Below are 14714 nucleotides of genomic sequence, written 5' to 3' on the forward strand. Positions count from 1 at the left end.
ATAACTCATCCCTTTTATCTGATAGGCTTTACCCTCTTTGATCGTTCCGGCATCAGTGATAAGCGCATCCACACCAGAGATAAGTGCATCTTGGTCTTCAGGTAAAGCTCTAGGTATTTCAAAAGCTCTTGTAAAAAGTTTGTTGAGTGTAGGATAAGCACTTGGCTCTTTAAACTCACTCATATCAAGTCCCATGAGTTTTACATACCCGGTATTAATAAAGTTTTGAACTGGTGATGGAAATGCTTTTGAAGCAAATTTTCCAAAACCGCTGGAGATGATAGAGGTAAAGTGTCTTGACATTATGTTTCCTATGTTTGAAGCTATCTGGCTAAACCTAGATAGACAGTTTAATATAAGCAGTATTATACCATTTGTCATTTAGGGTTGGGATTGTTAGATAAAATACGATACTATCTATGTTAATATATTCAAGGATACAATATGGCAAAATATGTACTTTTCGACACAGAGACCACAGGGAACCAAGAACAGGACCGTATCATACAGGTAGGAGCTATGATCGTACACAGTAAGAACGATATCGAAGTTTTTGATGAGCTCTGTTTAGCTCCTGTACCCATCAGTATAGAAGCGATGGAAGTACACAACATCACACCTGATCTCATAGAAGACAAAGGACTTTATGATGAAACTGATTTTGCTTTAAAAATACTGGAATTAAACAAAACAGAGAACTACCTCATCGCGCACAATATCTCTTTTGACTTGGCTATGTTGGAAAAAGAAGGTTTTCAAAATAACTATACCCTTATAGACACACTACGCTGTGCTAAACACTTGCTTCCAGATAGCCCCAGTCATAGACTTCAGTACCTTCGCTATGCGCTTGAACTCTACCAGATAGAAAAGTCAGAAGCAGATAACCTTGGTATCACTGTCAAGGCACATGATGCCATTGGTGATGTACTAGTAATGAAACTGCTTCTATCTAAGTTAGTACGTCTTACACAAGAAAACTATGCTGGTGTAAATCCTATGCAAAAATTGGCTGAACTTACACAAACACCGGTAATGATGAAAACTTTTAAATTTGGAAAATACAAAGACCGGGAGATCGCTGAGATCGTAAATGCAGATAGAAACTACATAAAGTGGATGAGAGGCAATCTTGACCTGGATGAAGATATGCAATTTACTTTGGATCATTATTTGGCAGAAGTGTAGGATAGTGTAGTATTTACTACACTCAGACCATAATCTCAACCTTGTTCCTACCTCTTTCCTTAGCCTTATAAAGTGCTTTATCTGCTCGTTTTACTATATTCTCTATACTTGTATCTATTTTCCTATTTTGACTAATACCAAAACTGGCTGTAACTGAAAATTTATTATTATGCTCATCTACCAACTTTTTATTTTCTATTCTTAGTCTAATGCGTTCAGCCAGAAGCGATGCCTGTTTCTCATTTGTCTCAGGCAGTAAAAGTAAAAACTCATCACCACCCATTCTAAATGCATAGTCATACTCTCTAATCACACCTCTTACAATACTGCCTACACTTTTCAATATGTAATCTCCGGCATCATGTCCATAGGTATCATTGACACGTTTAAAATGATCAACATCAAATATGATAACACTCAGTGCTCTTTGATGACGTAAAAGTCTCTGGTACTCAATAAATGACATTTCAGAATAAGCCCTCCTGTTTAACAGTCCTGTAATGACATCTGTTCTCGACTCCTTCTCTACTATACGCGTTTTCTCCAAGGATATCTTCACTCGATCAGCGAGTGCAATAGATAATAAAACAGCATCAATCAGCATTCCAAAGTCATTCGCCTTATATGTCATATAGCTAAAGGGAATAAAAGAGAGGACAGTTAATGCAGTAATGATGGCACCGATCAAACCACTGGCAACACCAAGAAGAAAAAATCTTGCTGAACGATTGCCATCTAACCAGGAGTATAATGACATAACAAATATATATATACTGACGAACATTACCATTATGATAGAAAGCATCACATGGTAATGATACCCACCAAACAGTGCCGTCAATACTGCTATAGTGATGATCAAAAATATTAAGTATGCCGTAATCTTATAAAGTCTCTTATGATATTTTTCAAGATCTAAAAATGAACTGGAAAAAAGAAGTGCAGTAATCACAAAAAGATAAATACCCGCTGCCTGTAACCAATTTTGTACTGTGGGTTGATCTGACAAAAAATACATAAAGGTATATCCGTTATACGATGCATTCATGACAAAAAAAGCACCCAAAAACAATACATAGTAGAGGTAGAATCGTTGCTTTATACCAAAAAAGAGAAATAGGTTATAAAATAGCATAGCAGCAATACCACCATAAATTAAACCTGTATAGAGAGATTCTTCAACCTGTGTTGTCAAAAATGCTGACTCTTCGAGAATAGAAAGAGATACAATAAAGGGATCACGTGTTTTCACTTGGATATAAACAGTAGAAATACCCGGTTCAAAATCATGCTTGAAATTAATTAAATAGTGATCCAGTTCTCTTTGTGAATAGGGATAGATATTTCCACCCTGATATGTTTGTAATTGGCCTTTAGGAGATATAACAGTGATGTTCACTGAATCAAGCCAGGCAGGTTCAAAGACCATAAGTCTGGATAAAGCGCTATTTTCTTTATTGACTACTTTAAATTGATACCAAAATGCTGAATGGGTAAATGGATGACTTGCAACCGCTTTATTTAATAGTTTAAAATTATCAGAAGAGAGCTGACGTACCTTAGAAAGCGTCATAGTGGCAGTCGTATCTTCATATTCGAGTAAGGATTGACCTATTGTGTAATTTGATACAGACAGATCTATTGCTTTTGGATGTACATTCCCATAGAGTAGTGAAAAACAAAACAAAAGTAATGAAATGATTATTTTCTGCATCTTTTCCCCGATGTTCTATCAATACACAATTATTTAAATAACTTAAAAAGTTTTATTATCATAACAAAAGATGGAGTGATTCAGCTAAATCATTGATCTTCACACTCTTTATTTTACACATATCTATAGTCCTATGTTACTTTTCGGATAAACACAACTTTTAGATAATCACCCTCTTTAAATTTTTCCATCACCTTGAAATCTTTTGGTAATGAAAAAGTATGCTCGATCTTATACTTTCCACCCAGTTCCCTAAATGCTTTGTCGATAAACTCTTTAAATTTACCCATGTTGAAATTTGCATAATTCGTGGAGGCAACGATGACCCCACCTTTGTTCGTTATCTGTATAGCTTCTTTCAATAGTTTAACATAGTCTTTTGCTACAGAAAAAGTATGTTTTTTTGATCTTGCAAAACTAGGCGGATCAAGTACCACTACATCGAACAAAATCTCTTTTTTGACTGCATATTTGAAGTAATTAAAAACATCCTCAACTATGATATCCTGTGCATCTACATCAATAGCATTAATCGTAAACTGTTCCTGCGTTTTACTACGGCTTCTTTTAGCTAGATCCACACTTGTCGTTTTCGCAGAACCACCCAATGCTGCAAAGACAGAAAATGCCCCTGTATAAGAGAAAGTATTTAAGACCGTTTTACCTTTGGCATAACTGTCTCGAATCATTTTTCGTACCTCTCTTTGATCTAAAAATACACCAACCATTGGCCCATCATCAAGGTATATAGCAAAATTTACCCCATTTTCTTTTACTATCAAAGGAAACTCACCCCTGCTGCCACATACAAAATCATCTGCATCATCAAGATATTGGCCCTTCGCATCAAATCTCTTTTTTTGATAAATACCTTTGTACTCTACCAAAGACTGTAATGCTGTCAAAATATCTTCTCTAAATTCATAGATACCCAGACTGTACCAAGTGATCAAATAGAATCCGTCAAAATAATCTATCGTTAACCCACCTACTCCATCACCTTCACCGTTAAAAACTCTGAATGCCGTTGTATTTTCATCATTATAAAACGTTTCTCTGTATTTTAGAGCTGTTTTTATTCTATGTGTAAAATAGCTGACATTGATCTCTTCCTCTTTTTTAGAGCTGAGCACCCAACCATACCCTTTATTTTGTTTACCATAGTATCCTTTGGCAATGAACTTTTTTCTTTCATCTAAAAGATTGACTATCGCACCTTCATCTCTTACTCTACTCAGATCAACAATAGAATCTTTTGAAATAAGGGGATATCCGTTCATATAATTTTTAATATATTGTGGTTTTATCGTTAAGTCTATTGCTTTATTCATATTCATCCTTGATAGCGTATTGTATCATTAAAGGATTAAGTAAAATACCCTATAATACCCTCTATTAATTCAACAATAAATCGGAGTCAAACATATGCTAAGATTTGCCCCTTCACCTACAGGTGATATGCACATAGGTACACTACGTGTTGCAATACTTAACTACCTTATAGCGCAGCAGCGTAAAGAGAGTTTTATCGTCCGTATTGAAGATACAGACAAAGCACGTAATATTGAGGGGAAAGACACAGAGATCATGCAAATTTTAGAAAAGTTTGCATTGATACATGAAAGTGTTTTTCATCAAAGTGAACATCTGCATATGCATCAAACACTGGCGATCCGCCTACTAGAAGAAGGTAAAGCCTTCATTTGTACCTGTAGTGATGATCAACTTGATGCAGAGAGAGAAGCATCAAAAGCACAAAAAGTAGCCTATCGCTATAGTGGACAATGCTTCGATGTAAATAAAGAAGAACTTGCAAATCTTAAAGAGAGTGGTATCCCTTTTGTCATACGTATCAAAAAACCCACAGAAGCTATTATCAACCATGATCTTATAAAAGGTCACATCGAAACTGCACCAAATGAAGTCGACAGTTTTGTGATCCTGCGTGCTGACGGTACACCTACTCATAACTTTGCTTCTGCGGCAGATGATATGCTCAGCGGTGTAGACTTCATTGTACGAGGGGAAGATCACCTCTCTGACACATCAAAACAAAAACACATCAAAACACTTTTAGGTTATGATGCAGAAACAACCTATGCACATTTGCCTATTATCCTCAATAGTGAGGGTGAAAAAATGAGTATAGAAGATGATGCAAGTTCTGTAAAATGGATGTTTAAGGAAGGGTTTATACCAGATGCGATCCTGAACTACCTTGTACTTCTTGGTAATGCAAATACACCTAAAGAGATATTTACACTTCCTGAAGCAATAGAGTGGTTCAACATAGAGAATATCTCAAGCTCTGCGGCTAAGTTTGACATTGATAAGCTCCGTTTGATCAATAGAGAGCACTTCAAACTTATGGATGACAAACGTCTTTCTACACTCTTTGGATTTGCAGATGAGAACATCGGTAAACTTGCCAAACTCTACCTTGAAGAGGCAAGTACCCTTAAAGAGCTTGAATCAAAGATAAAAGCGATCTTCTCACCTAAAGATTTTGAAGGTGAATGGAGTGATCAGATGAAGACGCTGGAAGTCATCATCCAGAATGCCCCAATGATCGATGATTTTAACGAATTCCAAGCACACATTATGAAAGAGAGCGGACTTAAAGGACAGAGCTTGTTTAAACCCTTAAGCTTGCTTCTCACAGGTGCGGAACATGGACCTGAACTTTCGGATGTCTATCCGCTGATCAAAGCATACTTACTGGAGGTAGTATCATGAATGCCCTAATCTACGCAATTGTACAAACTTTACATACCGTTATGAATCTTTATATCTGGATAGTGATCATCGCAGCACTATTGAGTTTTGTACGTCCTGACCCATACAATCCTATAGTACAGGTACTACACCGTTTAACAGAACCAGTACTGAACTTTATCAGACGTAAAATGCCGTTTGTGGTATTATCAGGTATAGACCTGTCACCATTGGTTGTGATCTTAGGTCTTCAACTGGTTGATAATTTTATGATGCGTGCTGTACTGGGATAATAGATGAAAGTGAGGTTTCTTTTTCTTTCATCACTGTTTGTACTCTTCTTTGTGACAACCACTCTGCATGCAAAAAAAATCACTTATGAACAAATAGATGAGATGCCAAGGAGTATAGAGAAGGATTACTATATCTGGCGTTTTCTTTCACAAACCACTACTACAGCTGCAGAGGCCAAAGAGGTCATCTATCAAGCAAGCAGACTCAATACCAAACTCCGTACAGCATATACAACGAGAACAGGGAGTACATTGAATATTGAACTCCCCAAATTAAAAGTACGTGGAGACGAAAACAAAAACTGGAGGAGAAGAAGTAAGGCACATAAGAGTTTCAATCATGGTCTTGCACTGATGCAACAAAGAAAACCCAGACAGGCATCCGTTTACTTCAGGGATGCTCATGAGAACTATGTAAAACAATATGATAAAGACAAATCTCTTTTCTGGCTTTATTTGAGCACAAAAGATGATAACTATATCAAGGAGTTACGTGAAAGTTGTCATGTGAACATTTATACTTTGATGGCAGCAGATACAATAAACGCAAAATACCCAAAAACCATTACTAACTCCATTTGGAAAAGCAGTATATGGGGATTTGACATCGAAGATCCTATTGATTGGGCAAAGGTAAAACACAAGATGTATTCTGGTGTCGATCTGGATGATCTGGCAGATGACCACAAATCACAAGAGACGATCGGTGTCTATACTTATCTCAAAGCAAAAGCCTGTAACTATACAGAATCTTACTTCCCTATGCCCTACCGTGATGCCATGAAAGAGATGACCCCCGAGCGCCAGGCACTTATCTATGCCATAGCAAGACAGGAGAGTCGTTTTGTACCTGCTTCTGTTTCACGTTCCTTTGCACTGGGTATGATGCAGTTCATGCCTTTCCTTGTCAAACATGTAGCCAAAGAAAAAGGGGAAAAAATAGATCTGGATGATATGTTCAATCCCTATAAAGCCATAGAGTATGCAGATTACCATCTTGATTATCTTACCAAATACCTTTATCATCCACTTTTCATAGCTTATGGCTACAATGCCGGTATAGGATTTACAAGAAGACATATTACCAAGAAACAAAACTTCAGAAGAGGCCCTTATGAACCGTATATGAGTATGGAAAAAATGGAAAATCATGAAGCAAGAGAATATGGGAAAAAAGTACTGGCAAATTATGTCATTTATCTAAATAAACTAGGGGTATCAACACGTATATTTCCACTCTTAAAAGTGCTTGCCTCACCTTCCGAAACAGATAAATTTAGAAAGTAATACGAAACACCATAAAGTTAAAAAGCTTCTTTATTCAATACATATTTCGCCACTTTGGCGAAATTTAACTCACCTTTTCCATACAAGTTACTCTCAAAAACAAGCGTGATCTTTTTATTTGCCTCATGAGGGAAAGTAACGAGATAATAACGACTCCATGAAGTAACAAAAGACAGATCTTTTAACCGTTCATCATCCAAGCTAAGTTCTTTTATTTCTTTGGGTGTTTTCCCATTTAGGGTCAAGGAGTTTCCTTTACCATTTATCTTTCCTGATGCTTTATCTTCCAAATACAATCCTACGATAAAAACTTCATCTCTCGTATCATTGTTTTCAAAGTTCGGCATATAAAGATAGGTAGCGGTCAACATCGCTTTGGTGACATTGTCCTGATAAAGTTGTGTTTTTTCTGTTTTTTGTAATTGTTTATGATAATTAGCTTTTTCATTATAGGCTTGCATCAGATCTGTCTCTTGTTTTGAAGTACAGCCGAGAAGAAGAGCAATGGCAATAAACGATATACTTGATCTAACCACTATGCACTCCTTGTAATTAATATGGATTTTAACATACATTCAATAAAGATTGATGTATAATTCATGCAATCATAATGCAAGGAAAAAATACTGTGAATGAAAGAGTTGCTGTAGCATTTACCGGTCCGTCAAATAGCGGTAAGACCACCCTAGTGGAAAAGATCGCGCAAACATTGATCAAAGAACGTAAAGTTGCCATCATCAAAAATGATCCTAAAGACAAAGCTCAGTTTGATGTAGAGGGTAAAGACAGCCATAAATTCTCACAAACAGGAGCAGAAGTGGTTATCACTTCTCCTACACGTACTACGTACTTCTCACAAAGAGAAAAAACATTGGACGATATTGTGTCGATGATCAATGACTTTGATATCTTACTTGTTGAAGGACTTAAAACTCTCCCATTGCCGCGTATTGCTGTCTTCAGAAACAAAATTGATGATAGTTATTTTTCTTGCAGTGAAGCCATTGCTATAGATGATAGTATTGATATTGCAGCCTATACTATACCAGAAGATATCGATATACTCGATCTGAACAATACCACTCAGATCATAGAGTGGATCAATACCCATGCAAAAAACATATAAGTAAAAGAGGGAAAAAGATGCAAACCATATTTGAAACCATTGAAAAAGTTGCCATCAAAATAGACCATGCAATTAAAACAGAAGATCTAGGTTACAGTGACAGTGAAAACTCATCTGGTGAAGATCAACTGAAGCTGGATGTAAAGAGTGACTATATCATAGAAGAAGCTTTTAAAAATGTCTCTCTTGTAAAGTCTTTAGTAAGTGAAGAAAAAGAAGGTGTATTAGAACTACATGATGAGGGAAAATACACTATCTGTTATGATCCCCTGGATGGTTCAAGTCTAGCAGATGTCAACCTCTCTGTAGGATCTATCTTCGGTATCTATGAAGGAGAGCTGAAAGCTGAAAACCTTGTAGCCTCTGCTTATGTCGTTTATGGTCCTCGTATTGAACTTGTAACGGCCACAAAAGGGAATAAGCCGAAGCATTACAGAGCTCAGGAAGGACTCTTTAACTTCATATCAGAGATCACACTGGATCAAAAAGGAAAACTCAATGCTCCAGGTGGTACGCAACAAAACTGGGCGCCACACCACAAAACATTTGTAGATGACCTTTTTGCTGAAGGCTATCGTCTCCGATACTCAGGTGGTATGGTACCTGATCTTCACCAGATACTTCTAAAAGGCGGCGGGATCTTCTCTTATCCTGGCACATCAGACAAACCTAATGGCAAACTAAGACAACTTTTTGAAGTCATCCCTTTTGCTTTTATGTATGAACAGGCAGGTGGACAGGCTATCAATTCAAATGGGTTGAGACTTATGGAACTGGTCCCAAGTCATCCACATGACACCAGCCCTTGTTTCTTTGGTTCCAACTATGAGGTAACAAAACTCAAAGATGCATACGGGATGAAAGCGTAATGTCAGAACAAATACTTGATGAGTGGCAGATAGCCCTAAAACAGAAGAAATCTGAATTAGAATCCTGCCAGTCAGCACATCAAGTAAAAAGCTGTATGAGTTGCGAAAAACTGCTTGAGTGTGAAGTGCGTGACAGCTACATCAAAGCAGTATATGACAGTATGAGTAAAGGTGCCGGTGGTGGATTTGAGTTTTAATGAGACTCTATCAACTTTAACTTCTCAGCCCTACTCATTTTCTTTTTGATCTCATACTCACGTTTAGAAGCAGAACTTCTATCCGGGTATTCTTCACTATATACTAAGCTTACAGGTCTTCTGACACGTGTATATTTAGCCCCTTTATCCGAGCCGTTATGCTCTTCTATACGACGTTCCAACTCTGTAGCGATACCAGTATAAAGAGTGTTATCAGAACACTTGACCATATAGACGAAATACATAAAAGTATTTTAGCAAAATTGTAAAGTTTTGTAGATTAAACAAAATCTTTGAAGTATGAAAGTATGTTCTTTGGGGATCAACCATTCAAACAAACGCTGAATGATCGATGGCTAGAGAGATCTTATTTCAACTCACTAATATATACTGCCAATGCCTGTATCTGCTCTTTAGTATGATTTTGAACAAATGATTTTTTACCATGCTGGATCATAGGATTTTTTGGTTCACAGACTGGAACTTCTACATCACAGGTTCCAGCTGCATAGTTATAGAGTGCTTCTTCTATTTCATCCGCTTTCATTTGATTGATGATCTTAGATTTACCTAAAACTGTATTATCTCCATTGTGTCCATGACAACCTGCACATTTACGTAAATAGGTTGTACTTGCATCATTCGCCGTCAAGAGACTTGTCGTAAAAACCAAAAGCAGTATTTTTAGAATGTTCATTTTCACCCCTTTATTAGATAGATACTTATTTTATTATACTAAAGATTAAAAAAATTTAGACTTATAGTGGCTATTAGTTTAACACACATCCTTATTTATCATCTTCAAGTGAATACCCTTTAAAATAGACACGTATAGTATCCATAGATATAAGAAACTTATCAGTATATATTTCTGTTTTGATCAGTATATCTTTTTTTTTCAACTCGTATTCGCTCACAGTTTTATAAAAGAGTGTGACTATGACTGGTCTAGCAGAGAATTTATTACAAACTTCAATCTCTATATAGTATTCTCGTTCCATATTTTTAAATTTATAAAATTCTTTATTTCCAAACTTATATATCTTTTTTTTGTAGGTTCGACTCTTTTGGATCTCTTCACGTTTTTGAGTACTGAGTCTTTTTTCATTCAGTTTGTCTAAGATCTTCTTTTTTTCTTCTTCAGTATATGGACCCTTTTTACTTTCGATCGCTTCTTTTGCACTTTGCTGGGCAAGTCTCTCCTCATTTAATCTATCCATAATGAGTTGCTTATCTTCAGTACTATAAGTCTCTTTTTTTGAGAAACTCTCTAGATCTAATATTTCATTTGGATCTTTATCCATGCTTATCCTTTAGATTTTTCCCATTCACTGTAGTATTATAACATCAGATATATATTATTTTATAATATCATCCATAATACAGCACTTTTTGGCTAAAATATTTATCAAATTTACTCTACAAACTCATTTGTTTAAGGAACTACACAATATGTCTTGTCACACAAAATCTTATATTACAACACCGATCTATTACGTTAACGACATCGCCCACATCGGCCATGCATACACAACCATCATTGCAGACACACTTGCACGTTACTCTCGTATGTCAGGATTAGAAACTTTCTTTCTTACCGGTACAGATGAACACGGTCAGAAAATTGAAGAAGCTGCAAAATCCAGAGGTAAAACAACCCAAGCGTATGCAGATGAGATCTCAGCAACTTTTAAAAATCTTTGGGATGACTTTGATATCTCTTATGATAAATTTATCAGAACTACAGATGCAGACCATATGAAAGGGGTTCAAAAAGCCTTTTCAGTGATGCATGAAAATGGTGATATTTATAAAGATACCTATAAGGGTCACTACTGTATCTCATGTGAAACTTTCTTCCCTGCCATTCAACTGGTTGATGATGAGTTTTGTCCGGAATGTGGTAAAAGTACCACTATAGTAGAAGAAGAGAGTTACTTTTTCAAACTCTCCAAATATCAGGATAAACTACTCCAATATTATGAAGATCACCCAAATTTCATCTTACCAAAGAGTAAAAGAAATGAAGTGATACGTTTTGTAGAAGGTGGATTGCAAGATCTTTCGATCACACGTACAAGTTTTGACTGGGGTGTAAAACTTCCAGTAGAAATGGATGATCCTAAACATGTGATGTATGTATGGTTGGATGCCCTCATGAACTATGTGACTGCACTTGGGTATGGTACAGATGATGCCAAGATGGACCAGTGGCCTGCACGTGTGCAACTCATAGGTAAAGATATTTTACGTTTCCATGCCATATACTGGCCTGCATTCCTTATGAGTCTTGACCTTCCTCTACCTACACACATTGCTGCTCACGGTTGGTGGACAAGAGATGGTGAGAAGATGAGTAAGTCTAAAGGTAACGTAGTAAATCCTAGAGAAGTGGCAGATGCTTATGGACTGGATAACTTCCGTTACTTTATGCTTAGAGAAGTACCATTTGGAGGCGACGGTGACTTTAGTCAAAAAGCACTCATTGACCGTATCAACTCTGACCTTGGCAATGACCTTGGAAACCTACTCAACCGTCTCATAGGAATGAGTGGTAAATATTTTGCAGGTACAGTTGACTCTGCAAATGTAGGCAAATACTATCAGGCTGAACTTGATGAAGTACATGCTTCTTTAGATAATCTAGAACCTCTGCTTTTTGAGATGCAGATACACAGATACCTCGAAGAGCTTTGGAGACCACTCACTGTAGCCAACAAAGCGATAGATATGTACCAGCCATGGACACTCATGAAAGAAGGTAAAGAAGAAGAAGCTATGGCACTCAACGGGCTTATAGCAGCTATACTCGCAAAAGTATCTATCATGCTATACCCTGTGATGCCTGCTGTCTGTACAAAGATTTCAAATGCTTTACACTTCACCATAGACAATAACTCTTGGAACAATATGGTTAAAGATACCAAGCTTCTTGAGACATTTGTCTTAGAAAAGATAGATCCTCTTTTCCCTCGTATTGAAGAGCCTTTATTAGAACAAGCAGAACCTGAAGATATCAAACCTGAAGAGAAAGCAGCCCAAAAAGAAGCGCCTAAAAAAGAGGTGAAAGAAGAAGGCATAGCACTCATAGGAATAGACCAGTTCTTCCAAACCTCTCTTAAAGTTGGTACTGTTGTAAAAGCAGAAGAAGTACCAAAAAGTAAAAAACTTCTTTTACTTCAAGTCGATGTAGGTGAAGATGAGCCGAGACAAGTAGTGGCAGGTATTAAAGAATGGTACTCTGCTGACGATATGTTAGATACACAGGTCTGTGTTGTTGCAAACCTTAAACCAGCTAAACTAATGGGTCTTAAGAGCGAAGGAATGCTTCTTGCAGCCAAAGATGAGAACGGTTTATGTATGATACGTCCAGAAAAGCCAAAAACGGCTGGAACACCAATAGGTTAAGAATGAAAATAGAAGACATTATAAACCTCACTGAGGGAACACTCACCAACACACCAAAAATTCAAGCTATAGAAGCTGCGACTGTTTACTTCTCAAAAGTAGAGCATGGTGATCTTTTCTTCTCTTCAAATCAGGAAGAGATAGACCAAGCCATAGCCAATGGTGCTTATGCCATCGTTTATGCAGATGACAGCATTGTTAAAAATGATGATGAAATAGCGTGGATAAAAGTCTCAGATCTCCAACTTGCAGCCTTTAAACTCATCCGTTATGTCATCCTTAAAAAAGAAGCGAAGTTCTATTTACTCTCGAAACATGAACAGACATTTCTTAAAATGATACTGGTACACAAAACCAATATTTCATTTATATCAGATGACTGGAGAAAAGCCTTTGAACAGATACTCAACTCTGAAGTTTCACTCTTTGTAGGTACAGATAAAGAACTCATGGAACTCATCAAACCTGATGTCGAAAAACTCAACAGAGAAGTAGATGGCTATCCTGTATCAGATACACTCTTTAGAACGACATTTAAAGTAGGTGGATTTGTATATCAGGAAAAAGAACTGATTCCTTTTCATTTAGAATATCTCCTTCGTGTTATTGACTTTTGTGAAACACATAGCCTTGCCTACGCTGTAGACCGTCTCAGATACACGAAACATTTTACACCGGTTTTTATAGATGGTAAACTCAAAAGTACACAAGCAAGTAAAACTGCTAAAGTTGCCATATTTACTGACAATCTATCAGATATCACAAAAGCAAGAGAATATGTGATGAGAAGTAATATGTGGGTAAAAAGTGTTGTTATGACACCGCCTAAGACCAAAGTACCGGGTATTGATCACCCACATTGGTTTGAAACAAATGAAGAGTTACAAGAGCTGCTTAAAAATATCCACTTTAACTATGCATTTATCTACAATGCAGATAAAAGTATGTTAAATACGATTCAAGAAGAGTATTCACTCTTCTAACTATCTTTTTAGTACTTGCGATATCTGCAGGTACTAACATTTTCTCATAAGTACCATATTCTTTCTATTCTCACTCACAAACTCACAATTATATTCTTTACAAAGTACTCTAAAAGTTTTTGCGGTAAAGAAGACAATATGTGTAGGGTCCTGATGATAGTACCATTTTTTAAATGCTTCTCTATCATTAGGATGAAACTGTGTCTGTAGTGCCAAGTAACCACCCTCTTCCAATTGTTCCAGTAAACTTTCAAATACTTCTCTAGGCTGATGCAAATGTTCAAAAACTTCTGTGGAGACTATCAATGCATACTTTTTATTGTCATTGAGTGTATCAGGATGATAGATAGGGTCATAATAGTCACATTTAATACCCTCTTTTTCTAACATCTTCGCCAGTAGTGAACTTGCACCACATCCAAAATCCAAAGCTGTTTTTGGCTGGCCTACCAAAGGTAAAGTAAAATCTAAAAAACGTTGGAAATAGGCTTGATACCCTGCATCTTTCTCATCATTTTCATGTAGATTATAACGCTCTTTTTGTGCAGAAAAGTCTTGATGGCATTCTGGTGATTTAAAGATATATTCACAATTACCACAGTAATAGTATGTGATCTTTGTTTTTTCATCTGTAAAAGTATCGCAAAGATCATTACAAATATGACAGTTCATTTCACCCCTTTAAAACGTACGTTATGTTACTATTTAATCTATTAAATCAAGGATACAAGAAGAAATGAAAAGAAGAGATTTTATAGCCGGTACAGCCATTGGAGCAACTGCTTTGGCACTGAGTGGATGTCATAGGGCTGAGGAGAAGACAGAAGGTGGTTCTGCCAATATCAGCAGAGGTAAAAAGGTCACTCTTAAGCTTGCGACATCCTGGCCTGCACATTTTCCCATTATGGGAACAGGTGTAGACAATTTTGCCAAA

At 36.7% G+C, this 14714-nt stretch carries 18 protein-coding genes; 10 read left to right on the forward strand and 8 right to left on the reverse strand.

Features of this window, described 5'->3' with window-relative positions; genetic code table 11:
- A partial coding sequence (locus ABYK33_RS08065) for a phosphatidylserine decarboxylase (RefSeq protein ID WP_373032590.1) occupies positions 1-303 on the reverse strand: 303 nt, incomplete at its 3' end.
- A gap of 141 nt (positions 304-444) precedes the next feature.
- Between ABYK33_RS08065 and ABYK33_RS08070 the strand changes: the two genes are divergently transcribed.
- Positions 445-1188 carry an exonuclease domain-containing protein gene (locus ABYK33_RS08070; RefSeq protein WP_373032591.1) on the forward strand — a complete coding sequence of 248 codons (744 nt, stop codon included), beginning with the start codon at positions 445-447 and terminating at the stop codon, positions 1186-1188.
- Positions 1189-1210: 22 nt separating this feature from the next.
- On the opposite strand, the gene ABYK33_RS08075 is transcribed toward ABYK33_RS08070, so the two are convergent.
- Positions 1211-2902, reverse strand: coding sequence for a diguanylate cyclase (locus ABYK33_RS08075; protein ID WP_373032593.1), 1692 nt, complete (start codon positions 2900-2902; stop codon positions 1211-1213).
- 131 nt (positions 2903-3033) lie between these two features.
- Positions 3034-4233, reverse strand: a complete 1200-nt coding sequence (locus tag ABYK33_RS08080) for a class I SAM-dependent rRNA methyltransferase (RefSeq protein ID WP_373032594.1) — start codon at positions 4231-4233, stop codon at positions 3034-3036.
- A gap of 94 nt (positions 4234-4327) precedes the next feature.
- Between ABYK33_RS08080 and gltX the strand changes: the two genes are divergently transcribed.
- The 3 genes from gltX to ABYK33_RS08095 are packed head-to-tail and all read left to right on the forward strand — an operon-like array spanning position 4328 to position 7197.
- Positions 4328-5638, forward strand: coding sequence for a glutamate--tRNA ligase (gltX, locus tag ABYK33_RS08085; protein WP_373032595.1), 1311 nt, complete (start codon positions 4328-4330; stop codon positions 5636-5638).
- Entirely contained in the window at positions 5635-5910 is a 276-nt protein-coding gene (locus ABYK33_RS08090) for a YggT family protein (protein ID WP_373032596.1), read from the forward strand. Before gltX ends, ABYK33_RS08090 begins: the two co-directional genes overlap by 4 nt.
- A gap of 3 nt (positions 5911-5913) precedes the next feature.
- Positions 5914-7197 (forward strand): lytic transglycosylase domain-containing protein, encoded by a 1284-nt coding sequence (locus tag ABYK33_RS08095; protein WP_373032598.1) that lies wholly within the window; start codon positions 5914-5916, stop codon positions 7195-7197.
- Positions 7198-7214: 17 nt separating this feature from the next.
- Here ABYK33_RS08095 and ABYK33_RS08100 read toward each other — a convergent pair whose 3' ends face one another.
- Positions 7215-7733 (reverse strand): hypothetical protein, encoded by a 519-nt coding sequence (locus tag ABYK33_RS08100; protein ID WP_373032599.1) that lies wholly within the window; start codon positions 7731-7733, stop codon positions 7215-7217.
- A gap of 92 nt (positions 7734-7825) precedes the next feature.
- Between ABYK33_RS08100 and mobB the strand changes: the two genes are divergently transcribed.
- Genes mobB through ABYK33_RS08115 form a run of 3 tightly spaced genes read left to right on the forward strand, consistent with a single transcriptional unit; the run spans position 7826 to position 9389 of the window.
- The gene (mobB, locus tag ABYK33_RS08105) at positions 7826-8323 is read left to right on the forward strand and encodes a molybdopterin-guanine dinucleotide biosynthesis protein B (protein WP_373032601.1); all 498 of its coding nucleotides are present in this window, start codon (positions 7826-7828) and stop codon (positions 8321-8323) included.
- A 17-nt stretch (positions 8324-8340) separates the two neighbouring features.
- A complete protein-coding gene (locus ABYK33_RS08110; protein ID WP_373032603.1) occupies positions 8341-9192 on the forward strand; it encodes a class 1 fructose-bisphosphatase in 852 nt (283 codons plus the stop codon).
- Positions 9192-9389: a hypothetical protein gene (locus tag ABYK33_RS08115; RefSeq protein WP_373032605.1), complete on the forward strand. Its 198-nt coding sequence runs from the start codon at positions 9192-9194 to the stop codon at positions 9387-9389. Before ABYK33_RS08110 ends, ABYK33_RS08115 begins: the two co-directional genes overlap by 1 nt.
- Here ABYK33_RS08115 and ABYK33_RS08120 read toward each other — a convergent pair.
- The 3 genes from ABYK33_RS08120 to ABYK33_RS08130 all read right to left on the reverse strand — a co-directional run bounded on the left by ABYK33_RS08120 (position 9386) and on the right by ABYK33_RS08130 (position 10693).
- Positions 9386-9634 (reverse strand): GIY-YIG nuclease family protein, encoded by a 249-nt coding sequence (locus ABYK33_RS08120; protein WP_373032606.1) that lies wholly within the window; start codon positions 9632-9634, stop codon positions 9386-9388. The genes ABYK33_RS08115 and ABYK33_RS08120 overlap by 4 nt on opposite strands.
- A 122-nt stretch (positions 9635-9756) precedes the next feature.
- Entirely contained in the window at positions 9757-10086 is a 330-nt protein-coding gene (locus ABYK33_RS08125; RefSeq protein WP_373032608.1) for a cytochrome c, read from the reverse strand.
- Between the two features lie 91 nt (positions 10087-10177).
- A complete protein-coding gene (locus ABYK33_RS08130; RefSeq protein ID WP_373032609.1) occupies positions 10178-10693 on the reverse strand; it encodes a hypothetical protein in 516 nt (171 codons plus the stop codon).
- A 127-nt stretch (positions 10694-10820) separates the two neighbouring features.
- On the opposite strand from ABYK33_RS08130, the gene metG reads away from it, so the two are divergent.
- Entirely contained in the window at positions 10821-12797 is a 1977-nt protein-coding gene (gene metG, locus ABYK33_RS08135; protein ID WP_373032614.1) for a methionine--tRNA ligase, read from the forward strand.
- 2 nt (positions 12798-12799) lie between these two features.
- Positions 12800-13780, forward strand: coding sequence for a hypothetical protein (locus ABYK33_RS08140; RefSeq protein ID WP_373032610.1), 981 nt, complete (start codon positions 12800-12802; stop codon positions 13778-13780).
- 33 nt (positions 13781-13813) lie between these two features.
- Here the strand turns inward: ABYK33_RS08140 and ABYK33_RS08145 are convergent, their stop codons facing one another.
- Complete coding sequence (locus ABYK33_RS08145; RefSeq protein WP_373032611.1) at positions 13814-14452, reverse strand: class I SAM-dependent methyltransferase; 639 nt, start codon at positions 14450-14452, stop codon at positions 13814-13816.
- 64 nt (positions 14453-14516) lie between these two features.
- Here ABYK33_RS08145 and ABYK33_RS08150 point away from each other — a divergent pair.
- Positions 14517-14714, forward strand: a 198-nt coding sequence (locus ABYK33_RS08150; RefSeq protein ID WP_373032613.1) for a twin-arginine translocation signal domain-containing protein, incomplete at its 3' end; no start/stop codon positions are given.

The sequence above is a fragment of the Sulfurovum sp. genome (assembly GCF_041562805.1).
GTDB lineage: Bacteria > Campylobacterota > Campylobacteria > Campylobacterales > Sulfurovaceae > Sulfurovum.

Excerpts from the sequence above, each read along its gene's own strand:
- ABYK33_RS08070 (WP_373032591.1), top strand. The coding sequence starts at position 445 with ATGGCAAAATATGTACTTTTCGACACAGAGACCACAGGGAACCAAGAA.
- ABYK33_RS08075 (WP_373032593.1), bottom strand. The coding sequence starts at position 2,902 with ATGCAGAAAATAATCATTTCATTACTTTTGTTTTGTTTTTCACTACTC.
- ABYK33_RS08080 (WP_373032594.1), bottom strand. The coding sequence starts at position 4,233 with ATGAATAAAGCAATAGACTTAACGATAAAACCACAATATATTAAAAAT.
- gltX (WP_373032595.1), top strand. The coding sequence starts at position 4,328 with ATGCTAAGATTTGCCCCTTCACCTACAGGTGATATGCACATAGGTACA.
- ABYK33_RS08090 (WP_373032596.1), top strand. The coding sequence starts at position 5,635 with ATGAATGCCCTAATCTACGCAATTGTACAAACTTTACATACCGTTATG.
- ABYK33_RS08095 (WP_373032598.1), top strand. The coding sequence starts at position 5,914 with ATGAAAGTGAGGTTTCTTTTTCTTTCATCACTGTTTGTACTCTTCTTT.
- ABYK33_RS08110 (WP_373032603.1), top strand. The coding sequence starts at position 8,341 with ATGCAAACCATATTTGAAACCATTGAAAAAGTTGCCATCAAAATAGAC.
- ABYK33_RS08115 (WP_373032605.1), top strand. The coding sequence starts at position 9,192 with ATGTCAGAACAAATACTTGATGAGTGGCAGATAGCCCTAAAACAGAAG.
- ABYK33_RS08120 (WP_373032606.1), bottom strand. The coding sequence starts at position 9,634 with ATGTATTTCGTCTATATGGTCAAGTGTTCTGATAACACTCTTTATACT.
- ABYK33_RS08125 (WP_373032608.1), bottom strand. The coding sequence starts at position 10,086 with ATGAACATTCTAAAAATACTGCTTTTGGTTTTTACGACAAGTCTCTTG.
- ABYK33_RS08130 (WP_373032609.1), bottom strand. The coding sequence starts at position 10,693 with ATGGATAAAGATCCAAATGAAATATTAGATCTAGAGAGTTTCTCAAAA.
- ABYK33_RS08140 (WP_373032610.1), top strand. The coding sequence starts at position 12,800 with ATGAAAATAGAAGACATTATAAACCTCACTGAGGGAACACTCACCAAC.
- ABYK33_RS08145 (WP_373032611.1), bottom strand. The coding sequence starts at position 14,452 with ATGAACTGTCATATTTGTAATGATCTTTGCGATACTTTTACAGATGAA.